Below are 26,558 nucleotides of genomic sequence, written 5' to 3'. Positions count from 1 at the left end.
AGTGTCAACGATCACCAAGCTGCTGATCGCCAACCGAGGCGAAATCGCGTCGCGCATCATCCGGACGGCGCGCGAAATGGACATCTCGACGGTGGCGCTCTATTCCGACGCCGATCGCCACTCGCCGTACGTGCTCGAGGCCGACGAATCCATCCACCTTCCCGGCACCACCCCCACCGACACTTACCTTCAGGTCGATCTGGTTGTCGCGGCCGCACACCGAACCGGCGCGAACGCCATCCACCCCGGCTACGGGTTCCTCTCGGAAAACGAGGACTTCGCACGACGGTGCAAGGACGAGGGCATCATCTTCGTCGGTCCCTCACCCGAAGCGATCGCCGCGATGGGATCGAAGATCGAGGCCAAACGCATCATGGCGGATGCGGGAGTCCCCGTGCTGCCGGGAATGGTGATCGAGAACGAATCCGACGAAGATCCCGAGCGGCTGCGGGCGGCGGCGGACGACATCGGATTGCCGGTCCTGGTCAAGGCCGCGTTCGGCGGCGGCGGCCGCGGGATGCGGATCGTCAACGACCGCGACGAGATCGTCGAAGCGGTCCGCAGCGCCCGCCGCGAGGCACAGTCGGCGTTCGGCAACGGCACCGTCTTCCTGGAGAAGTTCGTCCAGTCGCCGCGGCACATCGAGGTGCAGATCTTCGGTGACAGCTTCGGCAATGTTGTTCATCTGGGCGAACGAGAGTGCTCCATCCAGCGTCGCTACCAGAAGATTGTCGAGGAGTCGCCCTCGACGGCGGTCGACCGGGAGTTGCGCGAAGAACTCGGCGCCGCCGCAGTCTCGGCGGGTAAGGCACTCAACTACGAGGGCGCCGGCACCGTCGAATTCGTGATGGCACCCGACGGCGCCTTCTATTTCCTCGAGGTCAACACCCGACTGCAGGTGGAACATCCGGTCACCGAACTCGTCACCGGAACAGACCTGGTGCGCGGCCAGCTCCTCGTCGCCGCCGGCCAGAAGCTGCCCCCCGAGATCGAATCACCGGAGTTCAACGGACATGCGGTCGAGGTTCGGCTCTACGCCGAGGACGTACCGGCCGGATTCGTGCCGGTATCGGGGAAGCTGACCACCTTCGAGATCGCCGACCTCCCCGGCATCCGCGTCGACGCCGGATTCGCCTCGGGGTCCACCGTCAGTACCTTCTACGATCCGATGCTGGCGAAGGTGATCGGATTCGGCCGTACCCGGGAAGAGGCCTGCGACCGGGTGGCCCGGGCCCTGGACGAATCACTCATCCACGGCGTGACCACCAACCGTGACCTGCTGATCGGCATTCTCCGAGAACCCGAGTTCCGCAACGGTCAGACCGACACCGGCTACCTCGACCGGCACTCGGTCGCCGATCTGACCGCCGGCCGCGTCACCGGTGACGCCACTACCGCGACCCACGCGCTCGTCGCCGCACTCGCCGCTCAGACCGAGCGACGAGCGACGGCGCCGACGCTGCCGGGACTGCCCTCCGGCTTCCGCACCGTCCGCAGCGCACCGCAGGCAGTGCTGTTCCGCAACGGTGACAACGAGATCGAGATCGCATACGAGTTTCTCCGCGACCGGCTCAACGCGGCCGCCGACGGACGTGACATCGAAGACATCGAGCTGATCGAGGCCTCCCCCACTCTCGTCGACGCGGTCATCGAGGGTGTGCGCCGCCGCTACTCGATCGTCCGAGACGGTGCCGCACACTTCGTCAACAGCGCCCTCGGTGCCACCGAACTGCACGAGGTGGAGCGATTCCCCGACCCGAGCGATGTGCAGGAGTCCGGTTCCCTGCTCGCGCCGATGCCCGGGGCGGTGGTGCGGATCGAGGTATCCGAGGGAGACGAAATCACGGCCGGGGCCGCCGTCGTCGTGCTCGAGGCCATGAAGATGGAGCACACGGTCAAGGCCCCCATCGACGGGGTGGTGACAAAGCTTCCCGTCACCGTCGGCCAGCAGGTCGACTCCGGCACCGTGCTCGCCGTGGTGCACGACGGGCAGGAGGACGCATAGATGGCACACGACGCCTCCACCGCAGCGGTCACCTACGAGGTGCGCAATTCCATCGCCTGGCTCACGATCAACCGCCCCGATGCCCGCAACAGTCTCAACCGCGCGGTCCGAGAGGGCCTGTTCGCCGGTGTCCGGCGCTTCAACGACGACGAGTCCGCGAAGGTCCTCGTCCTCACCGGCAGCGGCGACAAGGCGTTTTGCGCCGGCGGGGATCTCAAGGAGATGAGCCAGGAACAACTCACCGTCCCGCCCGTGGACTTCGTCCCCCAGTTCGGGCGGAACATCGAGGTCGACAAGCCGACCATCGCGGCGGTCAATGGCGCCGCCTTCGCCGGCGGCTTCCTCCTAGCACAGACCTGCGACCTCTGCATCGCCTCGAGTACGGCAACCTTCGCCATTTCCGAGGTGAAGATCGGCCGCGGCTCGCCCTGGGCGGCTCCGCTGCCGCTGATGATCCCGCCGCGGATTGCGATGGAAATCGTGCTCACCGGCGCGGCCCTGACTGCCCAGCGCGCCTACGAGATCGGCTTCGTCAACCGCGTCGTCGAGCCCGGCGAATTGGCCGACGCGACACAACGATTCGCCGAGCTGATCGCAGCGAATGCCCCGTTGTCGGTGAGTGCGGGAAAGAAGACGGCCAAGCTGACCGCCGAGCATCCACTGTCCGGCGCGTTCGAGATGGCCGAAAAGATCTGGGAACCGGTGTACCTCAGCGACGACGCGCAAGAGGGAATGCTCGCCTTCAGCGAAAAACGGCGCCCGCACTGGAAGGGGCACTGATGGCACTGGACTATGAGGCACTTCTCGACGACCTCGATGTCGAGACCGTACGGCTGATCCTCGTTCTTCGCGACCTCACACCGGATCAATGGGAGATCGATACCCCAGCCGAGGGCTGGGCCCTGCGCGATCAGGTCTCGCATCTGGCCTTCTTCGACGACGCCGCACGAACTGCGATGGACGATCCCCATCGGTTCCGCGAAGAATCCGCCGCCCTGATTGCCGGCGGAATGGATTTTCCGGACCGGATTGCTCGTGACCTGCGAACGATGTCCCACCAGGAGGTGATCGACTGGTTCGTGCACTCTCGAAGCGAATTGCTCAAGACGCTGCGACGGACCGATCCGAAGGCACGGATGCCCTGGTACGGACCCGATATGAGTGCCGCCTCTTCGGCAACCGCACGGTTGATGGAGACGTGGGCCCACGGCCGGGATATCTACGATGCCCTCGGCGTACGACATCCGGACAGTCCGGGTCTGCGCAGCATCGCGCACCTGGGGGTGAGTACCTTCGCCTTCGCCCATCAGCTCAATGGGCTGTCGGTGCCCGAGCAGCCTGTCCGGGTGGTGCTGCAAGCCCCGGACCCCGACGCCGATGCGTGGACGTGGGGGCCCGCTGACGCCGAGAACGCCGTCGTGGGTCCGGCCGAGGACTTCGTCCTCGTCGTCACGCAACGACGCAACGTGGCCGACACTCGCCTCGTCGTCACCGGCCCCGTCGCTCACACCTGGATGGGCATCGCCCAAGCCTTCGCCGGGGCCCCCGGCCCCGGCCGACCCAGTCTCGCCGCCCCGTCAACCACTGGAGGAACCCGATGAGAGAGTCTGACGCCCCGCGTCGGCCGATCCGTATCGGCAACGCATCGGGATTCTATGGCGACCGGCTCTCGGCCTTCCGCGACATGGTGGACGGCAGCCCGGTCGATGTGATCACCGGTGACTACCTGGCCGAACTGACCATGCTCATCCTCTGGAAGGCCCGCAAGAAGGACCCCGCCACCGGCTACGCGAAAACGTTCCTCACCCAGGCCCGTCAATCACTCGCCGATTGCGCCGCCAAGGGAATCAAGATCGTCGTGAATGCGGGCGGCCTCAATCCTGCCGGTCTCGCCGACGAGGTCCGCAAGCTCATCGCCGATCAGGGGCTCGATCTGTCCGTCGCGCATCTCGAGGGCGATGACATCCGGCCAAGGCTCGAATCACTCCTGGCCGACGGGCACGAGTTCCGGCACCTCGACAAGGGGCTCACGCTGGCAGAGGCCGGGGTGAGCCCGGTGTCGGCGAACGCGTACCTCGGTGGCTGGGGTATCGCCGCAGCACTGAACAACGGTGCCGACGTGGTGATCTGTCCACGCGTCACCGACGCAGCACTCGTTGTCGGCACCAGCGCGTGGTGGCACGGCTGGGGGCGCACCGACTTCGACGCCCTTGCCGGGGCGGTGGCAGCCGGACACATCATCGAGTGCGGCCCGCAGGCAACGGGGGGCAACTATTCACAAATCCGGGAAGTGCACGATCGTCGGTATCCGGGCTCCCCGATCGCCGAAATTGCGCACGACGGGAGCTTTGTCATCACCAAGGACCCTGGAACCGGGGGCCTGGTGTCCGTGGGAACCGTCACGGCCCAGTTGTTGTATGAGATCGATGGCCCCCTCTACCTGAACCCGGACGTCGCCGCGCACTTCGAGACCATCGAGATCACCCAAGAAGGACCCGACCGGGTCCGGGTGGCCGGAACCACGGGAAGTCCCCCGCCGCCCGACCTGAAGGTGGCGATGAACTACATCGGCGGCTTCCGCAACACGATGACCCTGGTCCTCACCGGACTCGACATCGAAGAAAAGGCCGCCTGGGCGGTCGACGAGCTGTTCGAGATCCTGGGTGGGAAAGAAAAGTTCGACGACGTCGATATCCAACTGCTCCGCTACGACATTCCCGACCCGCCCACCGCCGCTCAATCGACAGCGCACCTGCGGGTGACTGTCAAAGATGCCGATCGCGCCAAGGTCGACCGCGCGTTCTCCAACTCGGTCACCGAGATCGCCGTCGCCGGCTATGCGGGTTTCCACACCACCACTCCGCCGTCGTCGGCATCGGAGTTCGGGGTCTACTGGCCCTCGCTCATCCCGGCGAACGAAATCGAGCATGTGGTCCTCCATGCCGACGGAACCAAGGAACTCATCGACCACTGCCCGCGGACCCAGAGACCGGCACTGACGCCGGCACCGTCGACGCCGCACACAGACGTGGCCGACACGGTATCCACCGCTCGTCTGCCGTTGGGGTCCGTCGTTGCCGCCCGCTCCGGCGACAAGGGTGGCAAGGCGAATGTCGGTGTGTGGACCGATACCCCGGAACGGTGGGACTGGCTGCGCCGTCACCTGACCGTCGAGAAGTTCATCGACCTGGTCCCCGAGGCGGCGTCCTTGCCCGTACACCGTTACGAGCTCCCGAACCTTCGGGCACTGAACTTCGTCATCGTCGGGTTCCTGGGCGACGGCGTGGCGTCCTCGACCCGCACCGATGCACAGGCCAAGAGTCTCGGTGAGTACCTGCGCGCCCGGCACACCGACATCCCGACGACATTGCTCCCCGAGACCAACTGACGCACCGGCGGCGACCGCCGCCCCACGGAGGAACCACCATGGATTTCATCGAATCCGACGAGCACGTCGCGATCCGCGAGGCGGTCGCCGCCATCACCACCAAGTTCGGTCCCGACTATTACACCCGCCACGCCTTGGCCCACGAACCGACCACGGATCTCTGGAAGGCACTGGGTAACAGCGGTTTCATCGGCATCAACCTCCCGGAGGAGTACGGCGGGGGCGGCGCCGGCATGACGGAGCTGGCGCTGGTGTGCGAGGAGACCGCCGCCCACGGCTGCCCGCTTCTGCTCCTGCTCGTCTCCAGCGCCATCTCCGGTGAATTGATCGCCAAGTACGGCAGCGACGACCAACGGCAGCGATGGCTTCCGGGCATGGCGTCGGGCGAGACCAAGGTGGTCTTCGCGATCACCGAGCCCGACGCAGGGTCGAATACGCACGAACTGTCCACGCACGCCGTTCGCGACGGCGACGACTACGTTCTGAACGGCACGAAGTACTACATTTCGGGTGTCGATGAGGCTGAGGCGCTCGTGGTCGTCGCCCGTACCGGGCACGACGAGGTGACCGGGCGGGCTCAACTGTCGTTGTTCCTGATCCCCACTGATGCCCCGGGGCTGGTCAAAAACGTGCTCCCGGTCGGGGTCGCGCTCCCCGAAAGGCAGTTCACCCTGCACTTCGACGACGTACGCGTTCCGGCCGACAGCCTGCTGGGAGTCGAACACGAGGGCTTTTCCCAGGTCTTCGACGGCCTGAACCCCGAGCGGATTACCGGCGCCGCGATCTGTGTCGGAGTCGGCCGGTTCACCCTGGGCCGCGCGGCCGAGTACGCCCGGACACGCACGGTCTGGGGCCAGCCGATCGGGATGCATCAGGGACTGTCTCACCCGCTGGCAAAGGCGCAGATCGAGGTGCAACTGGCCGCCCTGGCCACCGCGAAGGCCGCATGGTTGTACGAGCACGGAAAACCCGCAGCCGAGGCATCGAACGTGGCCAAGTACGCGGCCGCCGAGGCGGCGGTCGCGGCGGCGGATGCCGCCATCCAGACGCACGGCGGCAACGGACTGAGCAACGACTACGGGCTTCTCCCGCAGTGGGGGCTTGCCCGGCTTCTCCGGATCGCCCCGGTGAGCCGCGAGATGATCCTCAACTACGTAGCCCAACACAGCCTGCAACTGCCCCGGTCCTACTGACAGCGCCCTTCCACGAACCGAGGAACACGATGTCCACCACCGAAATCGGCCGCAATCTGATCCACCGGATCAACGTCGGTGACAGCCTCACCCGGTCGGCCTGGCGCAGACCCGAGGCACTGGCGCTGGTCGACGGGGACCGCCGATTCACCTACCGCGAGTTCAACAGCTGGGTCAACCGGGTCTCACACGGGCTGCACCGTCACGGTCTTCGCAGCGGCGACGCGCTCGCCCTCGCGTCCGGTAATTGCGCGGAGTTCCTCGTCACCTACTACGCCTGCGCGAAACTGGGGCTCGTGTGCGTCCCGATCAATCTTGGCTGGGGCACAAGCGAAATCTCCTACGTGCTTGACCATTCGGCGGCCACAGCGGTCGTCGTCGAGAACGAATTTCTACCGCGAGTTCACGACGCTCTCGCCGCTACAGTCAGCGTCGTTGACATCTTTCTCATCGACGGCGAGGTCACCACAGGGGATCCCACACTCGCCGCCTTCGCGGAGCTGGCCAGTGGTTCACCGGATTCCGAACCTGAGCATGTAATCGCCGACCGCGCACCGCTGTCGTACCTGTACACCAGTGGCACCACCTCGTTCCCGAAAGGGGTGGTCGGAAACCACGCCGCCATCTACCTCGAGTCGATGACCATGGCGCTCGAGGCGCAGTTCCGTGAGGACGACCGGTTCGTGGCCATGATGCCGATGTTCCACACCGCGCAACTCAACACCCACTGCACCGCCGCGATCCTCGTCGGAGCCACAATCTTCATCGAACGACGCTTCGACGCTCGCCGCTTGTTAGCCCTGATCGAATCCGAACGAATCACCCAGATCTTCGCCCTCCCGATGATGTACAGCGAAATGCTCGAGCATTCGGACGTCGGTTCCCGGGATCTCTCCTCGCTTCGCCGCGCGCTGTACGCCATGGCCCCTATGCCGCGGCATCTCATCGAACGCTGCATCGAGGTCTTTGCATGCGATTTCTACCTGCTGTTCGGCCAGACGGAGATGAGTCCGACGACCACGCTGTTCCGACCCGAACACCAGTTGACCCACACCGGCGCTGTCGGAACGCCGGTGATCGGGGTACAAGCGGCGATCATGGGACAGGACGGCGGACTCCTGCCCACGGGGGACGAGGGAGAGATCGTCTACCGAAGCCCACACACCATGACCGAATACCTGGACAACCCCGAGGCCACCGCCGAGGCCTTCGACCACGGGTGGTTCCATTCCGGCGACATCGGACGGTTCGACGACGACGGCATCCTCTGGTTCACCGACCGGTTCAAGGACGTCATCAAGACCGGCGGCGAGAACGTCTCCTCCCTCGAAGTGGAGCGCGCCATCTATCAGGCCGATCCGCGCATCGCGGAAGCAACTGTCGTCGGGCTCCCCCACCACCGATGGAGCGAGGCGATCACCGCGGTCGTGGTGCCGGCATCCGGCACAATGGTCGATCCCGCGACGCTGATCGACAAGATCAAACAGTTGATCGATCCGTACAAGACCCCCAAAGCAATCATCGTGGTCGATGCGCTCCCCCGAACCTCGACTGGCAAGATCCAGAAGAACGTGGTTCGCGAGCGGTTTGCCGAGCACTATGAAAGAAGGTGAGACGACGATGGTGGAGAGTAGTGGGATGATCGACGACAGAACCGAGCCGGTACGCACACGGGACCCGGCGCGCCGCTACAGGATCTTGACCGCCACGGCGGACCTGGTGGCGCGAAACGGTTTCAATTCCGTGTCGATGGCCGACATCGGTGCGGCGTCCGGTATCACCGGCTCGGCGATCTACCGGCACTTCGACAGCAAGTCCGCCGTTCTCGTCGAACTCTTCGACATCGCGATAGATCGCCTGCTCGCAGACGCTGAACGAACCCTCGATAGCGGGATCGGACTCGAGCAGGCGCTGCGTGAGCTGGTCGATGGACAGATCGAATTCGTCGTCGGAAAACGCGAGGTCGCGCAGGTTTACCACAACGAGATTCACAACCTCCCCGAAGACGACCGCCGACGCCTGCGTCGCAAGCAGCGGCTCTACATCGAGGAATGGGTACACCTGGTCGACGAACTGCGCACAGACCTCGACGACGGGGAAGCCAGGGCAGTCGTGCACGCCGCCATCGGTGCACTTCAATCGACGCTGTTTCACAGCGTCGGGCTTCCAGTCGAACGTTTACGGCAGATCCTCGCTGACTCGGCACTCGCGGTCCTCGGCGTGAGTTCGACAACGACCTAGCACCACAACGAATCCTGCGGCGGTATAAGGATGACCGCTGCAGGATTGTCGTTGGATCCGCAGAGTCGGGGCCGCCGCCGCTGTCTCCGACTCGACATCGACTACCGCCGTGCGCTCCGGAACGAAACTGCCGCACCGCGGATGACGCCAAGAGGCCCCACGAGATCGGCATCGAACCGGTCGCCACGAGCCGGGTCGACGGGGTCGCGTCGTGCAGCGCAACGATCATCGGCCAGCCGGCACCGAAGTTCACCCCGAAGAACGTGCACGGGAAGAGAACGAAGGTGCCGGACAGTCCGACCGGGTGCGACATGAGCGCTGACGCAGCACGGTGGCGCCGACCGTGAAGGCGACAACCCAGGGTCCCTCGAGAGACCTGAGGGCGGGGTGGTCGAAGATCCGAAATACGTGCGCCAATTTTCCGCGGTTCACTATCCCGCAATTGCGCGGTGGCGATACCCCTTCCGCTGCGGTCCCAGCTAGTGATGCGGAACGGATGGCGGCCCCTGCACGATCCCGAGGGATGAATCGTGCAGGGGCCGTGTCTATCAGACCGGGTCGATCACGATCGCGAAGGCACGCGCCTCCGGACCCGGGGAGCGATTCAATGAGATGAACTTCGCCTCGGTGTACTCGTCGAGTGCGTGGGGGCCGCCTTCACGGCCCAGACCACTCTGCTTGAAGCCACCGAACGGGTAGGCGGGATGAATGACGTGCCAGTCATTGATCCACACCATGCCGGCATCGAGTTCGCGGGCGATCTCGATCGCCTTTTCCTCGTCGCCCCATACCCCGGCGGACAGTCCGTAATCGGTGTCGTTGGCGATCTTGATCGCCTCCTCGACCGAGTCGTAGGTGAGCACGACCAGGACCGGTCCGAACACCTCTTCACGTGCGATCCTGGCATCGTTGGTCACACCGACGAAGATGGTCGGCTCGATCCAGTAGCCCTTGTCGAACCCGGGACCGGAGGGAACGCCGCCGCCGATCACGGCCTTGGCGCCCTCGGTCTCGGCGATCGCGAAGTAGTCGAGGATCCGCTGATGCTGGACCTTGGAGATGATCGGCCCGACTCCGGTCGCGGGGTCGAGCGGATCACCGACCTTCAGCGTGCGGGCACGCTCGACCAGACGCGAGACGATCTCGTCGCGGTTGCTCGACGGAATCAGCAGTCGGGTGCCGGCTTCACAGGCCTGGCCGTTGTTGGCCAGGGCCGCGAACAGCGCACCGTCGATCGCGGTGTCGAGGTCGGCGCTGTCGAGAATGATGTTCGGTCCCTTGCCGCCGAGTTCGAGGGTCACTCGCTTCACGGTGTCGGCCGACTGACGCAGGATGCTCTTGCCGACCGCGGTGGAACCGGTGAAGGCCACCTTGCGGACATCGGGGTGACCGCTGAGGTGCGCGCCGGTGGGTTCGCCATCGCCGGTCACCACGTTGAGCACGCCGGGCGGCAGGCCCGCCGCCTCGAACTCCTTCGCCAGCTCGAGCGCGACCAGAGGGGCGTGCTCGTCGGGCTTGAGGACGACCGTGTTACCCGCCGCGAGGGCCGGGGCAATCTTCCACACGATGACCAGCAGCGGAATGTTCCACGGCACGATCGCCGCCACCACACCCAGCGGCTCGCGCCGGACGAGGCCTTCGGCCGGCACTGGCCCGATCTCGGGACCCGCCGTCTCGAACTCGTATGTGGCGGCCTGGTCAGCCAGGTACTGCATCTGAGCGATCGACAACCCGATATGCAGGGCCCCGGTGATCCGGATGGTGGCGCCGTTCTCCCGTGTCTGGAGCGCGGCCAGCTCGTCGATACGGCCGCCGAGGCGCGTGGCGACATCGTTGAGCAGGGCCGCGCGTTGCGCGGGCGGAGTACGCCGCCAGGTGCCCTCTTCATGCGCCGCCTTGGCTGCAGCGACGGCCTGGTCGACCTGTGTCACGCCGCCCTTGGCGACGGTGGCGACGAGCTCTTCGGTTGCAGGGCTGCGAATTTCGTAGTTCTCGCCGGTATCAACCCATTCGCCGTTGATATAGAGCGAGTAGTGCGGGACGCTCATCGGCGTGCTCCTCTTTCTCTGATGTGACTAGCGACAGCAATGCGGTGTCGAAGGTTTTCGACGGTCAGCTGATCTGGCGGTCCCGCCCTTCCCAGAACGGGGCACGGATCGACTTCTTGTCGATCTTTCCGGCCGGATTGACCGGAAGGGTGTCGACGAATGCCACCGTCTTGGGCGCGTGGACACTGCCCATCTCCCTTTTGACGTGATCGATCAGTTCCTGCTCGGTTGCCGCGACACCGCTCTTGAGAACGATGACCGCATGTACCGCTTCGCCCCACTTCTCGTGGGGGACTCCGATCACTGCTGCCTGCGCAACTGCGGCATGACCGGCCAGGGCGTCCTCAACCTGTCGCGGAAACACGTTGAATCCGCCGGTGACCACCAGGTCCTTCTTGCGGTCGACGATGTAGAGGAACCCGTCCTCGTCGAGGCGACCGATATCGCCGGTGTGCACCCAGCCGTCCCGCAGCGCCTCGGCGTTGCGGGAGACGTCGACGTAGCTGAGCATCTGCCCGAGCTGGCGGGACACGATCTCGCCGGGTTCGCCGAGCGGCAACACCTGATCCGCTTCGTCCTGGATTGTCACGTCGACGTGGAACAGGGGCCGACCGGCCGAGGCGAGCCGTTTGATCCACACCTCGCTGTCCACCCGGTGCTCGTTCTTGCGCAGACAGGAGACGTACCCGGGTTCGGTCCCGGCATAGGCCTGGATGAAGATCGGGCCGAACACGTCCAGCGCCTGACGCAGCCGGTCGGGTGCGATGGGAGATCCCGCGTAGATCATCGTCCGCAGCGAAGTCAGGTCATGCGCTTCGCGGCGCGGATGGTCGAGCAGCAGGTAGATGATGGTGGGAACGACGGCGGTGGCGGTCACCTTCTCCTGCTCGATGGTGCTGAGCAGTTTGTCCACGTCCAACCCGGGCAGCATCACGTTGGTGCCGCCCCGCAGGAACGTCGGCATGACGAAGATCTGCGTGTAGTGGGTCAGTGGCGCACCGTGCGCGAAGACCTCACCCCAGGCGATGTCGCCGATCTCGAGACCCGCGGTGATGCTGTAGTGGCCCCAGGTGAAGTGCGAGTTGACCACACCCTTGGGGTCCCCGGTGCTCCCTGAGGTGAACAGGACGTACGCCTCGTCGTGGACGTCGATCTCCACCTCGGGGCGAACCGTCGGCTGCGATCGGAAGAGTCCGTCGTAGCCGAACACTTCGCCGATCTCGGGGGGCGCCGAAGCCGGACTGCTCCCGATCCGGATCACGGTCTGCAGCTTCGGCAGGTCACCTTTGATCTCGGCGACGACTGCGTCGAACTGGGCGTGATAGATCAGCGTGGTGGCATCGGTCTGGGAGAGACTCGACCGGAATGCGTTGGCAGCATTGCGAGTGGGCATCTGCACCAACACCCCGCCGGCCGCCCAGATTCCGTGCTGCGTGGGGATGAATTCCAAGCAGTTCGGCATCAGCAGGCCGACGCGCTCGCCCTTCTGCAGCCCCAGAGAGACGAGTCCGTTCGCTACCTGGTTGCGCCAGTCGAGAAGCTCGCGGTAGGTCACCCGACGATCACCATCGACGATCGCGACGTTGTCCTTGTAGTAGGTACATGCCCGATCGAGCACGTCCGGCAACGGCCCCCACATGGTCAGGATCCAACGAGGACGGACGGGTCGAATCCTTCGACCCAGTACTCCGGCGTGATGATCGGGATTCCGAGTTCCTGCAGTACAGGGGTGTCGTTCCAGTACGTCGTTTCGCGGACGATCTGTCCGTCGCTGTCGAGCTGGTGCCAGGTGATGCCGCGGGTGGACAGCGTCTTGCCCTGGGTCGGGACTCCCTTGTAGGTCTCGAGACCGGTGCCCGTCCAGTTCCACAGGATCACCACGGCCGGGTTTCCGGCCACGCCGGCCACCGGGAACGAGTCGGTGATCTCGAAGGAGTGCAGGCCGACGCCGTTGGCGGTGTCGGTGTTCGCGTACGGGGCGAGCTTCGGCGCCAGCTCATCTTTGGTGATGGCGGTGTCGGTGACGTGGTCGGAGTCGGCGTGGTCGTCGTAGACCAGGTCGTCGGCGTACAGGGCGACCGTCGCCGCGGTGTCGGTGGTCAACGCGGTGATCCAGCGCCGGGCGTGCTCTTCGTGCTTACTCATGGTGTTCGTAGTTTCCTTTCGCAGGGTTCGGTGTCAGACGAGAACAGCGGACTTGGTCACGCTGGACGGGTCGACGGGCTGTCCCAGGTCCGCCGCTGCCGTCGCGATGTCCCACAGGCTCGCTTCCCGGGTGATGAGGCCGGCTTCGTTGTAGATGTGGAACGTCAGTCCCCGCGCTCCGGGCACCTTCCCGTTGGTCGGGACGCCGACAAAAGCGGTCGCCGTGGGCGCCTTCCAGGTCCACCGGTAGATCGCCGACTTCTCGTCGCCGACAACCTCATCGATCCGAAAGTTGTTGATGCCGATTCCGTTTTCGGTGTCCTTGTTGGCGTACGGCCCGAAGACACGGAGGAGCTCGTCCCTGTCGGTGATCTTCTGGCCGAGGATGGGATCCTCGAAGAGGAAGTCGTCGGCGTACAACGCAACGACCGCTTCGGGGCTCTCACGGAAGGCCTTCAGCCACTTGACAGCAAAGGAATGACTCATGAATATCGCTCTCCTCGGTGGTTGTCATAGTCCCCGCGGATACTCGAATATCGATGTGCTCCGCTCACTTCAGGAACACCTTCAAGGTATTGCGTAGGTCACACCGGCGGCGACTTACTTGGGGAGGAAACCCACCCCTCAACAGGGGGATACTCCGACGAGGAGGCGCTGGGGATCGGGACAACGATCACCGAGCCGGCAGGTCCGGTCCGGAATGCCGATACGGCGGTCGAGTGGTCGCCAGTACCGAAATCGGCGCACCCGGGGAACATGGTTTGGCACCGGGATAGAACCGCCGCCCGGCACAGTGCCGGGCGGCGTGAGGCTGATGAGAGGGTGCCGAATCGACTACGCGGTGCGGTTGCCGATCGACCAGGCAATGGCCTGTGAACGGTTGGTCGCACCGAGCTTCCGCAGGATGTGCTTGACGTGCGATTTCACCGTCCCCTCCGTGATGACGAGGGACTCGGCGATGTCGTTGTTGGTCGCCCCCGCCGCCATCAATGTGAACACCTCTTGTTCGCGGGAGGTGAATTCGGCGAGCGGGACCAAGCTGGGACGCGAGGCGAAGTCCGCCGACGAGTCGGCTCCGGCAGGATCGGAGTCTGCCCGGCCGGCCGAGGCCATCCCCGATTCGCACAGCTCGTCCATCGTCGCCACCGTCGACGAGAGGATTTCCCTGATCTGGTCGCGTTGGCTGCGCAACCGCTCCATCAGCGACGTCCGCTCGTAGATGTAGCCGACCCCTTCGGTGAAGGCCCACAGGACGTCGCGGTCGATCTCGTCGATCCGGCTCGGAACCGGGAAGTGGTCGGCATGAAGCAAACCGACAACGTTGTTGTCGAGAACCAGGGCGGAGACCACGTACGAGCGTGAGCGACCCGACTCGACGATGATCGGCCGGTATACCGGCGCGTTTTCCGTGTCGTAGACGATCGCCGGCCGATGATCGGTCAGCAGCCGCGCTTCAGGAGCCCGCTCGTCGAACGGTATCCCGCGATCGATCCAGTCGGTGAACCATGAGTCCGATTCATCGCCCTCGCCCAGGTACGCCTTCCACGGTTTCCAGGTTCCCGCCTCGACCCGCGACAACACCACCCGCCGGAATCCGCAACGAACGGCCACGTCCTCACAGAGGCGGTCGAGGAGGTCGGAGGTGCTCGGGACGGTCCGCAACCGGTGGAGTCCCGCCGAGCATTCGGCCAGACGTTCGGTCCTGCGGCCCATTTCGTTCAGGTACAGATCCATCGCCACCTGCTGCAGGTCGAGGACTGTCTTGGTCAGTCGCTCCACCTTGGCGGTGTCGGCTGCCGCGGCCCGTCGCAGCTCGTCGACGCAGTGATGCGTCAGGACTGAGATCGCCTCTGCGGAATGGGCGGGACGCTCGTGCCGGATCCCCGGAAGAGTGGTCGAACCGACATCAGCGAAGATCTCGTCCCGGATGGCCTCCAGCCGAGTGATCAGTTCGATGTCTTTGCGTCGCCACCCCTGCAAGGATCCCCGTACAGTCTGGTGCTGCGTCGTTGCGATCAATGCCTGTGTCATAGTGTCCGTCCCATCGAGCGTTTCATCTTCCCGTATCGCGCGATGGCGCTGGCCCTGTTGGTGGCACCCAACTTGCGGAAGATGTGTTTCACATGGGATTTCACGGTGCTCTCGGACACGGTGAGCTGGGCGGCGATTTCCGCGTTCGACGCGCCTTTCGACAGCAGTTCCACCACATCGACCTCGCGTGCGGTCAAGTGCCGTTCGGGCCGACCCGTAACCCGCACCTCCGACGATCCGCCCGCCGCCCCACGATCTCGGCGAGAAGGATCGACAGCCGCCGGGGGCAACATCCCGATGGGGGCGTCGAGGGTCAGCGGGCCACCGTGAACGTCGTCGATCATCGCTTCCGTGGCGCTGAAGACCATACCGAGCCGGTCACGCTGCTCACGCAGTCGCTCGGTGAGCACCATCCGTTCGTAGATCGGTCCCAGCCCGTCGGCGAAGAGCCGAACGATGTCACGGTCCGCGGACGTCAGCACCCGGCCTGAGATATTGGTGTCGGCATGAAGCAGGGCGACGACTGTTCCGTCGACCACCACCGGCGCAACGACATAGCTTGTGGTCCTCGACAACCTGATGAGCGGACGATAGGTCCGGGTTTCTGCCCCGGCATCGCTCACCAGCATCGGGATCCGGCGCCGTACGACATCGGCCTCGAGCGGCGACGCGCTCAAGGGGATCTCCAGATCGCTCAGATAGTTGCGCAGCGCGGCGGAGATGGCCTCGGAGACCAGGTGCAGGGTGTGCGGAATCCACATCGAACCCTGGATGCGAGAGACCAGAACCCGGTCGAATCCCCCTGCGGTACACAGTTCTTCGGCCGAACTACTGAAGAACTGGCCGGGCCCGGTCGCCGCCGAGCGCAGGCGGGCCAGCGAACCGAGCACGCGTTCCAGACCGCGCTGGGGAGTCAGGCAGGCCTGCTCGTAGAGGACGCCCTGCGCGTGGTGTAGCTCGTCGAGAATGGCGGACAAAGCACCGGTCTCATCGATCGTGTCACCCGCGTTTCGGGTCTCGGTGACCTCCACCCCCGCCATTTCTCGCATCGCGGCCGCCATCTCGCTCAGCCGGTGGGCGACGGACGGCTGGGCGGCGGAAGTATTCACTGTTCCTCCATCTCCGGGTGCGGGGCATCCATTGCCGCCATGTCGGCGACGTCCTCCTCGGGATGCTGCGGCACTGCACCTGCCTTCAATTCACCATGTCGTGGCTCACGATTTACTTACGTCTGCCATTGTGGTGACCCGCATCACTATTGTCAACGCGCCGACCTTGAAAACTCCCTCGTCAGGGGGTATGCGCTGAAATCGTGCGGGGTTGAGGTCGCGATCGGTAGTGAATTGCCCTTAACTATGGGGCGGGGAGTGTCAGCCATACAATGCGCGGCGGGTGGCCAGGCGCACACGTTCCTGCACGTTGGGCATGCAGCGCAACCGTACCGTCCTGGATACATCGTTGACGATTGTCAACGCAGCGTGAACACGAAATCGCACCTCGGTGTCGTCGAGTTCGGGCCGGGATTCTTGCAGCAGTTGGAACCACTGCCCGACGTAGTCGTGCTGCGCGCTGCGCACAGCGTGCCGGCGGGCGGGTGGAAGGCTGAGTACCTCGCAGGTCAGCACGGCCAGCAGGTCGTGGTGGATCATCGCGAACGCGATGTACGCATCGACCGCGGCGTCCAGAGCCTCCTGGGAGGTGTCCGCGGAGAACAGTGCCTGCGACAGCCCCAACTGGAGCGGTTCCGCGCCCCGGTCGATCACGGCGGCCAGGAGATCGGCCTTCGTATCGAAGTGCCGGTACACGCTGGCGCTGTGGACCTGCACAGCGGCTGCGATCTCGTCCATCGTGACTGCTTGGTACCCCTTCGCGCCGAACAGTCTGGTGGCCGCGCCCAGGAGAGCCTCGCGGCGCGAGGCCGGCGCCATGCCGCCCCGTCCGGGCAGATCGGCGGCCGGTTCAGCTGCACTGTTCAACGGCGCCGCGCTGACGGCCACGGCCATGGTGGCGAGCAGGTCGATCAAACGGCCCGGCAGGATCTCGGTGCGGTGATAGCCCGGGCTGGTCAGAACCGCAAGAGTGCACCACGCCAGCAGTTCCGCGTCAGCGGCGCCCACCCCCGGCACGGAATGGCCGAGCGCCGCGGAGAGACGCGACACCACCTCATGCAATCGGTCACGCAGGGACGCCTGCCGCTCCGGTGCCAGGTGTCGAATCTCGCGATTCCACAGAACTCCGAGGTCACGTCGAGTGCCGGCCGTTTCCGCCAGACCGTGCAGCAGTGCCGGGAGGTCATCGATTCCGCGTGAGATCAACAACTCACCCGCCTGATCGAAGCTCTCGGCCACCGTGCAGGCGAGCAATTCCTGTTTACTCCGAAAGTGCCGGTACAAGGCCCCGGCGGTGATCCCGACGGACGAGGCGATGTCCTCGGTGCCCACATTGTGGTAACCGCGTTCGGAGAACAGGGCGCTCGCGGCCACCAGGATCTGGGCCCTGCGGTTGCGGGGACGCGGAGTGCTGGTGAGCCGAGCTCGACTCGGGCGCACTGGTTCGTCGATGCTCCCCGCCCCTTTTCGGCGCATTCGATGTGGCTTGAGATTTACTTACCGGGGTTGTAGCTTGATTTCAACCTAGCATGCGCCATCGCCGATTTCCCGGCATTTACTTAGGTGCACACCCTGCCTCTCGTGGTTCTCGCAAGGAGTCTGACGTGTCCATTTCCGAAGCGTTGGCGAATCGATTGACCGTTCCGTTGATCGCCGCCCCGATGACGGAGGTATCCGGCCCCGACCTGGTCATCGCGGCGTGCCGCGAAGGCGTCGTGGGATCCTTGCCCACCCACAATGCGGCCACCACCGGTGAACTCGACCACTGGCTCACCCGCATCGAGACGGCCCTGAGCGAGGTCCCGAGGTCGGCGCCCTTTGCGCCGAACCTCGTGGTGCACCGATCGAACCGGCGACTGCGCGAAGACCTCGCGTGCCTGGTGGATCACGGCGTAGAACTCGTCATCACCAGTGTCGGGTCCCCCGAGCCCGTTCTTGCCCCGCTGCGCGCGATCGGATGCCAGGTCTACGCCGACGTCGCGACGTTGCAGCATGCGGCCCGGGCCATCGCCTTGGGCGTGGACGGGTTGGTGCTCCTGACCGCGGGTGCCGGCGGCCAGACGGGCTGGGCGAACCCGTTCTCCTTCGTCCGCGCCGTCCGCGAGCGATTCGACGGCACCATCGTTCTGGCCGGCGGTATCAGTGACGGCGTGGCGTTGCATGCCGCCCAGGTTCTCGGCGCCGACCTCGGGTACATGGGAACGAAGTTCATCGCCACCGACGAAAGTCGGGCCGACAACGACTATCGGCGCGCGCTGGTCGAGGCGAGCCTCGACGACGTCGTGCTCTCGACCCAGGTAGGTGGCATTCCGGCGAGCCTGCTCAAGTGCTGGGTCGATCGGCAGGCCGGAGACGCTGCCGCGGCCGAGCATCCCGCATCCGAGGGTTTCCGCCAGGACCGATTGCTCAGCAACCGCACGGCGTGGAGTGGTGGGCACAGCGTGTCCGGGGTGGACGCGGTCCTCTCGGTCGCCACGCTCATCGAGAAGACCGCCCGGGAATACGAGGAATCCCGCGCCAGATCGGTGGCGCGGGATAGCTCCGCCGTACAGGCCGTCAGGTAAGCAGTTCTCGCGCCATCAGTTTCCACTCGTGCAGGTGCGGGTCGGTGGCGGGATCGCGCGGATCGAGCGCATAGGTCAGTGCGGCACCCCGCATCGAGGTGTTGAGTTGTTCGCGTACCAACTCGTAGCGCGGGCGTGCGCACAACTCGCCGCCGAAGAACGCGTCGGTCGTTGCTCTCACGAGGTGGCCCAGCCGGCGCTCCTCCGGCAGCAGCGCTTCGCGTAACTTGTCGTTGGCGCGGGAGGCGAGCCACAGCTCGGTCGCGGCCCAGAAATACGGCTGGTGGAAGGTGGGCCACATGATCTCGATCGCCCAGTCGATGCGCTCTGTGGGGTCGTGTGGCCAATCGTCGCGATGCCGCATGTCCTCCATCCGCGCCGTCGCGAGATGCTGGACGGCGGCGACGAGCAGCGCTTCGCGGGAGGGAAATTGTTGTAAGAGACGGCCGCGGGACACCCCCGCCTCGTGTTGGATCCGCAACGTGGTGGCGGCGGAGTAGCCGTCCCGGAACAACACCGCAACGGCGGCGTCGAGTATCTGCCTGCGTGTGATCGCCCGCCGTTCTTGCTGGGTGCGCTTGACCGAGGCGTCACTGATCGACACCGACATCAGCTCCATCCGTTCGGAGAAAAGCCCTCAACGGGGTTGGCACCACTGCCCACAGTGGTGCCAACCCCGATCGTAAATGACGCCGTTACTCGTAGGTCTCTCCGCGCTCGGCCTTGGCCACCAGTGAGGCGGGCGGCTCGAAGCGAGTGCCGTACCGGGCGGCAAGTACGCGTGCCCGCTCGACGAACGCCGCGATCCCACCCGGGTAGCCGTTGATGTACTGGAGGACGCCGCCAGTCCACGCCGGGAACCCGATACCGAGCAGGGACCCGACGTTGGCGTCGGCGACCGACGTCAGGACCCCTTCGTCGAGGCAGCGCACCGTCTCGAGGGACTCCGCGAACAGCATCCGTTCCTTGAGGTCGTCGAACGGGATCTCGGTGCTCCCCGACTGGAAGGCGTCGCGCAGCCCCGGCCACAGGCCGACGCGGCTGCCCGACTCGTCGTACTCGTAGAAGCCGCCACCGGTCGACCGACCTCGACGATCGAGTTCCTCGACCAGCCGGTCGAGGACGGCCTCCGATCCGTGCTCGACCCAGACGCCGCCGTCCGCCTCGACCGCCGCACGGGCTTCCTGACGAATCTTGCGCGGCAGGGTCAACGTCAGCTCGTCGAGCAGCTGCAGCGGGGGTGCGGGATAGCCGGCCTGGGCCCCCGCTTGCTCGATGATCACCGGTTCGATGCCCTCACCGACCGCGGCGGCGGCCTCGTCGAGGAACTTCGTGATCACGCGGCTGGTGAAGAAGCCGCGGCTGTCGTTGACCACGATCGGGGTCTTCTTGATCTGCTGCGCGAAGTCGAACGCCTTCGCCAATGTTGCCGGTGCGGTGTGTGCGCCAACGATGATCTCGACCAACGGCATCCGTTCGACCGGGGAGAAGAAGTGCACCCCGATGAAGTCTTCCTTACGGTCGACGCCTTCGGCCAGCGTGGTAATCGGCAGCGTCGACGTATTCGAGCCCAGCACGGCGTCGGGGGCGACGACGTCCTGGATCGACTTGAAGACCGCCTGTTTGACCTCCACGCTCTCGAAGACCGCCTCGACGACGAAATCGACATTCGCGAAGTCGGCCGGATTGTCGGTCGCGGTGATGCGGGCGAGTAGCGCGGCGGACTTCTCCTCGGTCGTTGTTCCACGAGCGAGGGCCTTGGCCTCCAGCTTTTCGGCGTAGGCCTTCCCTTTTCGCGCCGACTCGATCGAGACGTCCTGTAGCACGACGTCGATTCCCGCCTTCGCCGAGACGTAGGCCACCGCGGCACCCATCATCCCGGCGCCGATCACGCCAACCTTCTGTGCCGCGAACCTGGGATGCCCCTCCGGCCGGCTTCCGCCGGCTTTGATGCTCTGCAGATCGAAAAACTGTGCCTTGATCATGTTCGTCGACACCTGACCGGTGACAAGGCCGACGAAGTAGCGCGTCTCGATCTGTGCTGCCGTGTCGAGGTCGACCAACGCTCCCTCGGCAGCGGCGGCGACGATGGCCCGCGGCGCCTCCAGGGGTGCCCCTGCCACGGTGCGGCGCAGGTTCGCCGTCACCGCCGGATTGAGCGCGGTGCCGCCGGGGATCCGGAACCCCTTCCGATCCCACGGCTGTACACCGCCCTCGGGGTTGTCCTTGATCCACGTCTTGGCGGCGGGAACGAGTTCGTCGGCGCTGGCCACCAGGTCGTCGACGAGGCCGAGTGTCTTCGCGGCCGCGGGGCTGAACGTCTTCCCGGTCAGCAGCAGGCTCGTCAGTGCCTTCTCGAGCCCCAACATCCGAACGGTCCGGGTGATTCCGCCGACACCGGGGAGCAACCCGAGCGTCACTTCGGGCAGTCCGAAGATCACCGATCTCGAATCGACCGCGATGCGGTGGTGGGTGGCCAGGGTGATCTCGAGGCCACCGCCGAGGGCGGCACCGTTGACCGCCGCCACCACCGGACGGCCCAGGGTCTCGAGACGTCGGAACTGGGCCTTGATCCCATTCGCGAAGTCCGTGAACTTGACCGCATCCTGCGCGGTGGCACGGACCAGGTCGTTGAGGTCACCGCCCGCGAAGAAGGTCTTCTTCGCCGACGTGATCACGACACCGGTGACAGAGTCACGCTCGGCCTCGAGCCGGTCGAGTACGTTGCCCATGGACTCGACGTACTGCGAGTTCATGGTGTTTGCGGACTGGGCCGGATCGTCGAGGGTCAGCAGCACGATTCCGTCCGAATCCTGCGACCACGTGATGGTTGATGTTGCACTCATGTTGTTGCCGTTGCCTTTCAGACTCGCTCGATGATGGCCGCGATACCCATGCCGCCACCGACGCACAGGTTGATCAATGCGCGCCGGTCGCCGCGCCGCTCCAACTCGTCGATCACCGTTCCGACGAGCATCGCGCCGGTCGCTCCCAAGGGGTGGCCCATGGCGATCGCGCCGCCGTTCACGTTGAGTTTCTCGTCCGGAATGGCCAGATCCTTCTGGAATTTCAGGACCACCGAGGCAAACGCCTCGTTCAGTTCGAACAGATCGATGTCGTCGACGGTGAGTCCGGCGACATCGAGTGCCTTCAGCGCCACCGGGGTGGGGGCGGTGAGCATGATCGTAGGGTCTGCCCCGGTGACAGCGGTGGCGATAATCCGGGCGCGGGGTGTGAGGCCGAACTGCTTGCCGGCCTTTTCGTTGCCGATCAGGACCAGCGCCGCGCCGTCCACGATGCCGGAACTGTTACCGCCGTGATGGACGTGGTTGATCCGCTCCACCGACGTATACTTCTGCAGCGCAACAGCATCGAAGCCGCCCTGTTGACCGAGTGCCGCAAAGGACGGCTTCAACGAGGCCAGCGATTCGACGGTGGTGCCCGGACGGCGGTGCTCGTCGTGATCGAGCAGCGGGACACCGTTGAAATCCTTGACCGGAACGACCGACTTGGCGAAATATCCACCGGACCAGGCGGCCTCGGCGCGGGCCTGCGACCGCGCAGCGTAGGCATCGACGTCTTCGCGGCTGAAACCCTCGATCGTGGCGATCAGGTCCGCACCGATTCCCTGCGGAGCGAAGTGGAGGTCGTATGCGGTCGTCGGGTCGTTGAAGAGGGCACCTCCGTCGCTGCCCAGCGGCACTCGCGACATGGACTCGACGCCACCGGCGATCACCAGGTTCTCGAAGCCCGACCGTACTTTCTGGGCGGCGAGGTTCGTCGCCTCGAGTCCGGATGCGCAGAACCGGTTGATCTGCAGTCCGGCCACCGTCAGAGGCAGGCCCGCCACCAACGCCGCGGCCCGGGCGATATCACCACCCTGTTCGCCGACCGGGGAGACGACACCCAGCACGATGTCGTCGATGTAGCCCGGGTCCAGGTCCGGAAACCGTGCGCGCAGCTCGTCGATCAGGCCCACCACGAGGTCGATCGGTTTGACCGAGTGCAGACTTCCGTTCTTGCCCTTACCGCGAGGCGTGCGAATGGCCTCGTATACAAATGCCTCTTCAGACAAGGCAACTCTCCTCGGATCGTGAACGAATCCCCTGGGGACGCGATCTGCGAGATGCGCAGAGCCACAGGGGACGAAGTGAAGAACCTGCGGTCGAACCACTGTCGCCGACCGTTCGCTCACGGTATCGTCGAACCAACATCCAGTCAACCCTGACTGGATGTTGGAGGGTAGGGAGTTCGGATGCTGATCGACGGCAACATAGGCGGATCCATCGACGGGACGGCAGGGGCAAGCCTCCACGAGATACACGAGCAGGTCGGACTCGCGGAACGGGCCGGCTTCGACGGGGTGTGGTCGACGGAAGTCAGTCGCGACCCCTTCCTGCCGCTCCTGCTCGCCGCGGAGAACGCACCCCGACTCCACGTGGGCACCGCCATCGCCGTGGCATTTGCACGCAATCCCATGACCCTCGCCACGGTCGCCAACGACATGCAGTCCTTCAGCTCCGGGAGATTCACGCTCGGACTGGGATCACAGATCAAGCCGCACATCGAGCGCCGGTTCAGCATGCCGTGGTCCGCGCCGGCGCCGAGGATGCGGGAATTCGTCAGGGCGCTCCACGCCATCTGGGAGAGCTGGCAAAACCAGACAGCCCTCGACTTCCGCGGGGATTACTACAGCCATACCCTGATGACACCGATGTTCCGGCCTCCGCGTAACGAATTCGGGCCTCCCCAAGTGATGATCGCCGCCGTGGGCCCGCAGATGACGTCCGTCGCCGCCGAGGTCGCGGACGGGATGCTCGTCCACGGCTTCACTACCGAACGATATCTCCGGGAAGTGACCGTCCCGCAGATCAAATCGGCCCTCGCCAAGGCCGGAAAAGTCTTCGAAGATTTCACCCTGTCCTATCCCGGACTCGTCGTCACCGGGTCAGATGAACGGCAATTCGAGGAAGCGGCGACCGCCGTGCGCAAACAGATCGCCTTCTACGGGTCCACCCCGGCGTACCGGGCGGTCCTCGACCTTCACGGCTGGGGTGATCTGCAGACCGAGCTCCACCGGCTGTCCAAGCTCGACGACTGGGCGTCCATGACCCGGCTGATCGACGACACCGTCCTGCGCACCTTCGCGGTCGTCGGCGAGCCCGACGCGGCCGCGGCCGAGATATCACGCAGGTTCGGCGGCATCATCGACCGATTCACCCTGTACACCCCGTACGGCCTCGACGCAGCGACCCGGAGCACGGTTGTCTCCGGAGTCCACAATCGGCCCACAACGCCCTGATCCGCAACGCCCACCGCCCACCCGCGGTCACCCTGGTGAGGCGGCGACATCATCGCCGGACCGGCCCGGCGCGATCGTCGTCGGATCGGCCAGTTCGATTCGAGGGGCGCGTCCCGCCCGCAAGGGAAGTACCGACACGACACCCCGCGAATCTCTCTAAAGGTGGACCCTTATCCCCAAATGGTGTGAGGAACATAGCCGCCCAGTGGTCGAGACTTGGATCACATCAGAAGTTTTCACAGGGTTGGGTCACAGCACGGGAGGAAGTAGATGTCGGTCGATCCTTCGGCGATCATTGTCGCAGTCGCCACAGCGCTCGGTGGCGCGGTACACGGATCGGAGGCGCCTCCGGCCTTGAAAGACTATGGTACCCAACAGGTGCAACAGATCACCGATGCCGCACCCGCGATCGGGCAACAGGTCAACGACGCCGTCGAGCAGCTACCTCCCGAGGCGCAAGGCGCAGTGCAGCAAGCAATCACCGATACCGCAGATGCCGTCCAGGAGGCGATAGGCGCCTACTCGCCACCGCCCGAGAGTGCCTCTCCCCCACCCGACGCGACCGGTGACACCACGGGCGATATTCCTGCCGCCGAGCACGAACCCGAATCCGACGGGACCGTCCTCGAGTATGGTGACCCCGTTGAACAATTCGACTCGACGCCGCTTGCCGTCTCCGGAATCTCCCACCTCCCCACCGTGTCCGACGCCCCCACTCGGGCAGCCTCACAGCTGGGGGCGATCGCAGTATTCGTCCCCTGGTTTCAGAAGGCGGGAAGCATCTGCGACGGCATCAAGGCCCCTGTCCTGGCGGCCTTGTACTCGGCGGAGAACAACTTCCGATACGGCGCCTCGGCGCCCGTGTCGCCGGATGGCGCCCGTGGTCCCGGCCAGTTCATGCCCGGCACCTGGGCGAAATACGGGCGCGACGCCGACGGTGACGGAAAGGTGGATGTCCTTGCCGTCGGCGACTCGGTCATGGCATCGGGACATCTACTCTGCGACATGTACGAGGAGATCGATTCGTGGAAGCAGGCCGGCCTCGTCTCGGGTGACGTGCTGGACCTGACGCTCGCCGGATACAACGCCGGCGTGGGAGCGGTCCGCCGATCGGGCGGAATGCCCTCGGGACTCCCCGACTACGAGAATCAGACAAAGCCCTACGTGGCGAAGATCCGCGCGGCCGAATCCCGCTTCGCGTCGATCCTCGATCCTGGGTCGGGCGACTGGGGAGGCGTCGGCGGCAGGATCGTCGAGGCTGCCCTACGCTATCTGGGCCTTCCCTACGTGTGGGGCGGCGGCAACGTGAACGGGCCCTCCGGCGGCGGTTTCGACTGTTCCGGACTCACCTCCTACGCCGTCCACGCCGCAACAACAGAGAATGTCTCCCTACCTCGGACGTCGGAAACTCAGTGGAACGTCGGTACCGAGATTCCCCTCGCCGACGCCAGACCCGGTGATCTGCTGTTCGGCAACTGGGGTCCCGCCGGCCCCGGGCACGTGGCAATCTACCTCGGCAGCGGCAAAATGGTGCACGCGCCCACCACCGGCGACGTGGTTCGGATCGCGCCCGTGTTCGACGGAATGAAAGCGCGGCGAGTGGTGTGAGACGGCACCCGGGGATCCGCCGACACGGGCTCGACCATCCGGAGTGCGCCCCTCCCGACCCACGGAGCCAGAGAAGCATCACCTCGGCGAAAGCGGACATGGCAGACGATCTCGACGGGCACGGCAACGTCGCACGGGCGCACCGGGAAGGACCGTAACCCATGACGACCGCACACCCCGCTCAGCGGCCCGGCCGACCCGGCTATGACCTCGACTCCCTCCTCGCCGTCACCGTGACGGTCTTCAACGACAAGGGGTACGAGGGCACCAGCATGGAGGCCTTGTCCCAGCGGCTGGGAATCACGAAGTCATCTATCTACCACCATGTTTCAGGAAAGACCGAACTGCTGGAGCGAGCCTTGGCGCGGGCGCTCGACGCACTGTTCGCCGTCACCACCGAACGGCAGGCCACCAGCGGCCGACACATCGACCGCCTCGAGTACCTCGTCCGGCGCACCGCCGAGATCCTGGTCGCAGAACTGCCCTACGTCACCCTCCTGCTGCGCGTTCGTGGGAACACTCCCGTGGAACGCCGCGCCCTCGCCCGTCGACGGGAATTCGATCTCTTCGTGCGGGACCTCGTCGTCGGGGCCGCCGAGGAGGGAGACCTTCGGCCAGGCATCGATCCCGCGCTCACCGGCCGCCTTGTGTTCGGCATGCTCAACTCGCTCATCGAGTGGCACCGGCCGCGAACCGGAGGATCAGCCGAGGATCTCGCCGAGGCAGTCCTACGCCTGACCTTCGAGGGAATGCGGCGCCGGTAGCGGCTGACCAGATGGGATCTGCCGCCACCCCCTGCTGTCCACTCGGATTTGGGAACAGCACCGAATCGCACTGAGTTAGCATGTGAGTTGGATCACACTGGTTGGAGGTGCGCATGAACCGCTCGCGGGCGGACTTCGCCCCGAATGCCGAGGCCCACAG

21 protein-coding genes are annotated in these 26,558 nt (G+C 65.3%); 11 read left to right on the top strand and 10 right to left on the bottom strand.

Annotated features, from left to right (window positions below; translation table 11 throughout):
- The first annotated feature begins 1 nt into the window (after window position 1).
- From CBI38_RS35435 to CBI38_RS35405, 7 genes are read left to right on the top strand one after another with little or no spacing between them, the layout of a single operon-like run.
- Entirely contained in the window at window positions 2–2,005 is a 2,004-nt protein-coding gene (locus CBI38_RS35435; protein ID WP_109336041.1) for an ATP-binding protein, read from the top strand.
- Complete coding sequence (locus CBI38_RS35430; RefSeq protein WP_109336040.1) at window positions 2,006–2,785, top strand: enoyl-CoA hydratase/isomerase family protein; 780 nt, start codon at window positions 2,006–2,008, stop codon at window positions 2,783–2,785.
- The gene (locus CBI38_RS35425; protein ID WP_109336039.1) at window positions 2,785–3,606 is read left to right on the top strand and encodes a TIGR03084 family metal-binding protein; all 822 of its coding nucleotides are present in this window, start codon (window positions 2,785–2,787) and stop codon (window positions 3,604–3,606) included. Before CBI38_RS35430 ends, CBI38_RS35425 begins: the two co-directional genes overlap by 1 nt.
- Entirely contained in the window at window positions 3,603–5,393 is a 1,791-nt protein-coding gene (locus tag CBI38_RS35420; RefSeq protein ID WP_109336038.1) for an acyclic terpene utilization AtuA family protein, read from the top strand. Before CBI38_RS35425 ends, CBI38_RS35420 begins: the two co-directional genes overlap by 4 nt.
- 38 nt (window positions 5,394–5,431) lie before the next feature.
- Window positions 5,432–6,586 carry an acyl-CoA dehydrogenase family protein gene (locus CBI38_RS35415; protein WP_109336037.1) on the top strand — a complete coding sequence of 385 codons (1,155 nt, stop codon included), beginning with the start codon at window positions 5,432–5,434 and terminating at the stop codon, window positions 6,584–6,586.
- A 29-nt stretch (window positions 6,587–6,615) separates the two neighbouring features.
- Entirely contained in the window at window positions 6,616–8,199 is a 1,584-nt protein-coding gene (locus tag CBI38_RS35410; RefSeq protein WP_109336036.1) for an AMP-binding protein, read from the top strand.
- A 25-nt stretch (window positions 8,200–8,224) separates the two neighbouring features.
- Entirely contained in the window at window positions 8,225–8,827 is a 603-nt protein-coding gene (locus tag CBI38_RS35405; protein ID WP_009472354.1) for a TetR/AcrR family transcriptional regulator, read from the top strand.
- A gap of 548 nt (window positions 8,828–9,375) precedes the next feature.
- Here CBI38_RS35405 and CBI38_RS35400 read toward each other — a convergent pair.
- The 7 genes from CBI38_RS35400 to CBI38_RS35370 all read right to left on the bottom strand — a co-directional run bounded on the left by CBI38_RS35400 (window position 9,376) and on the right by CBI38_RS35370 (window position 17,600).
- Window positions 9,376–10,875: an aldehyde dehydrogenase family protein gene (locus tag CBI38_RS35400; protein ID WP_109336035.1), complete on the bottom strand. Its 1,500-nt coding sequence runs from the start codon at window positions 10,873–10,875 to the stop codon at window positions 9,376–9,378.
- Window positions 10,876–10,939: 64 nt separating this feature from the next.
- Entirely contained in the window at window positions 10,940–12,514 is a 1,575-nt protein-coding gene (locus CBI38_RS35395) for an AMP-binding protein (protein ID WP_109336034.1), read from the bottom strand.
- A gap of 2 nt (window positions 12,515–12,516) precedes the next feature.
- Entirely contained in the window at window positions 12,517–13,020 is a 504-nt protein-coding gene (locus CBI38_RS35390) for a ketosteroid isomerase-related protein (protein ID WP_109336033.1), read from the bottom strand.
- A 33-nt stretch (window positions 13,021–13,053) separates the two neighbouring features.
- On the bottom strand, window positions 13,054–13,506 hold the full coding sequence (locus tag CBI38_RS35385; protein ID WP_009472350.1) for a ketosteroid isomerase-related protein: 453 nt from the start codon (window positions 13,504–13,506) through the stop codon (window positions 13,054–13,056).
- Window positions 13,507–13,854: 348 nt separating this feature from the next.
- Window positions 13,855–15,051 carry a helix-turn-helix transcriptional regulator gene (locus CBI38_RS35380; protein WP_109336032.1) on the bottom strand — a complete coding sequence of 399 codons (1,197 nt, stop codon included), beginning with the start codon at window positions 15,049–15,051 and terminating at the stop codon, window positions 13,855–13,857.
- Window positions 15,048–16,160, bottom strand: coding sequence for a LuxR C-terminal-related transcriptional regulator (locus CBI38_RS35375; protein WP_109336031.1), 1,113 nt, complete (start codon window positions 16,158–16,160; stop codon window positions 15,048–15,050). Before CBI38_RS35375 ends, CBI38_RS35380 begins: the two co-directional genes overlap by 4 nt.
- 261 nt (window positions 16,161–16,421) lie before the next feature.
- Window positions 16,422–17,600, bottom strand: a complete 1,179-nt coding sequence (locus CBI38_RS35370; RefSeq protein WP_109336030.1) for a TetR/AcrR family transcriptional regulator — start codon at window positions 17,598–17,600, stop codon at window positions 16,422–16,424.
- 164 nt (window positions 17,601–17,764) lie between these two features.
- Here CBI38_RS35370 and CBI38_RS35365 point away from each other — a divergent pair, with 164 nt between their 5' ends.
- Complete coding sequence (locus tag CBI38_RS35365; RefSeq protein ID WP_109336029.1) at window positions 17,765–18,724, top strand: NAD(P)H-dependent flavin oxidoreductase; 960 nt, start codon at window positions 17,765–17,767, stop codon at window positions 18,722–18,724.
- Here the strand turns inward: CBI38_RS35365 and CBI38_RS35360 are convergent.
- The 3 genes from CBI38_RS35360 to CBI38_RS35350 form a co-directional block, all read right to left on the bottom strand.
- Window positions 18,717–19,343 (bottom strand): TetR/AcrR family transcriptional regulator, encoded by a 627-nt coding sequence (locus CBI38_RS35360; protein WP_109336028.1) that lies wholly within the window; start codon window positions 19,341–19,343, stop codon window positions 18,717–18,719. The genes CBI38_RS35365 and CBI38_RS35360 overlap by 8 nt on opposite strands.
- A 76-nt stretch (window positions 19,344–19,419) precedes the next feature.
- Window positions 19,420–21,570, bottom strand: coding sequence for a 3-hydroxyacyl-CoA dehydrogenase NAD-binding domain-containing protein (locus tag CBI38_RS35355; protein ID WP_109336027.1), 2,151 nt, complete (start codon window positions 21,568–21,570; stop codon window positions 19,420–19,422).
- 17 nt (window positions 21,571–21,587) lie between these two features.
- Window positions 21,588–22,799 carry an acetyl-CoA C-acetyltransferase gene (locus tag CBI38_RS35350; protein ID WP_109336026.1) on the bottom strand — a complete coding sequence of 404 codons (1,212 nt, stop codon included), beginning with the start codon at window positions 22,797–22,799 and terminating at the stop codon, window positions 21,588–21,590.
- A gap of 180 nt (window positions 22,800–22,979) precedes the next feature.
- On the opposite strand from CBI38_RS35350, the gene CBI38_RS35345 reads away from it, so the two are divergent.
- The 3 genes from CBI38_RS35345 to CBI38_RS35335 all read left to right on the top strand — a co-directional run bounded on the left by CBI38_RS35345 (window position 22,980) and on the right by CBI38_RS35335 (window position 26,398).
- Complete coding sequence (locus CBI38_RS35345) at window positions 22,980–24,026, top strand: TIGR03617 family F420-dependent LLM class oxidoreductase (RefSeq protein WP_109336025.1); 1,047 nt, start codon at window positions 22,980–22,982, stop codon at window positions 24,024–24,026.
- Window positions 24,027–24,296: 270 nt separating this feature from the next.
- The gene (locus tag CBI38_RS35340) at window positions 24,297–25,634 is read left to right on the top strand and encodes a C40 family peptidase (protein ID WP_109336024.1); all 1,338 of its coding nucleotides are present in this window, start codon (window positions 24,297–24,299) and stop codon (window positions 25,632–25,634) included.
- 161 nt (window positions 25,635–25,795) lie between these two features.
- Window positions 25,796–26,398, top strand: coding sequence for a TetR/AcrR family transcriptional regulator (locus tag CBI38_RS35335; protein WP_109336023.1), 603 nt, complete (start codon window positions 25,796–25,798; stop codon window positions 26,396–26,398).
- The last annotated feature ends 160 nt before the right edge of the window (window positions 26,399–26,558 follow it).

Source organism: Rhodococcus oxybenzonivorans, from assembly GCF_003130705.1.
GTDB lineage: Bacteria > Actinomycetota > Actinomycetes > Mycobacteriales > Mycobacteriaceae > Rhodococcus_F > Rhodococcus_F oxybenzonivorans.
This window is presented reverse-complemented; position numbering and strand designations above follow the sequence as displayed.

Coding starts and splice junctions, on each gene's coding strand:
- CBI38_RS35430 (WP_109336040.1), top strand. CDS start 2,006: ATGGCACACGACGCCTCCACCGCAGCGGTCACCTACGAGGTGCGCAAT.
- CBI38_RS35425 (WP_109336039.1), top strand. CDS start 2,785: ATGGCACTGGACTATGAGGCACTTCTCGACGACCTCGATGTCGAGACC.
- CBI38_RS35420 (WP_109336038.1), top strand. CDS start 3,603: ATGAGAGAGTCTGACGCCCCGCGTCGGCCGATCCGTATCGGCAACGCA.
- CBI38_RS35415 (WP_109336037.1), top strand. CDS start 5,432: ATGGATTTCATCGAATCCGACGAGCACGTCGCGATCCGCGAGGCGGTC.
- CBI38_RS35410 (WP_109336036.1), top strand. CDS start 6,616: ATGTCCACCACCGAAATCGGCCGCAATCTGATCCACCGGATCAACGTC.
- CBI38_RS35405 (WP_009472354.1), top strand. CDS start 8,225: ATGATCGACGACAGAACCGAGCCGGTACGCACACGGGACCCGGCGCGC.
- CBI38_RS35400 (WP_109336035.1), bottom strand. CDS start 10,875: ATGAGCGTCCCGCACTACTCGCTCTATATCAACGGCGAATGGGTTGAT.
- CBI38_RS35395 (WP_109336034.1), bottom strand. CDS start 12,514: ATGTGGGGGCCGTTGCCGGACGTGCTCGATCGGGCATGTACCTACTAC.
- CBI38_RS35390 (WP_109336033.1), bottom strand. CDS start 13,020: ATGAGTAAGCACGAAGAGCACGCCCGGCGCTGGATCACCGCGTTGACC.
- CBI38_RS35385 (WP_009472350.1), bottom strand. CDS start 13,506: ATGAGTCATTCCTTTGCTGTCAAGTGGCTGAAGGCCTTCCGTGAGAGC.
- CBI38_RS35380 (WP_109336032.1), bottom strand. CDS start 15,051: ATGACACAGGCATTGATCGCAACGACGCAGCACCAGACTGTACGGGGA.
- CBI38_RS35360 (WP_109336028.1), bottom strand. CDS start 19,343: ATGGAGCTGATGTCGGTGTCGATCAGTGACGCCTCGGTCAAGCGCACC.
- CBI38_RS35355 (WP_109336027.1), bottom strand. CDS start 21,570: ATGAGTGCAACATCAACCATCACGTGGTCGCAGGATTCGGACGGAATC.
- CBI38_RS35345 (WP_109336025.1), top strand. CDS start 22,980: ATGCTGATCGACGGCAACATAGGCGGATCCATCGACGGGACGGCAGGG.
- CBI38_RS35340 (WP_109336024.1), top strand. CDS start 24,297: ATGTCGGTCGATCCTTCGGCGATCATTGTCGCAGTCGCCACAGCGCTC.
- CBI38_RS35335 (WP_109336023.1), top strand. CDS start 25,796: ATGACGACCGCACACCCCGCTCAGCGGCCCGGCCGACCCGGCTATGAC.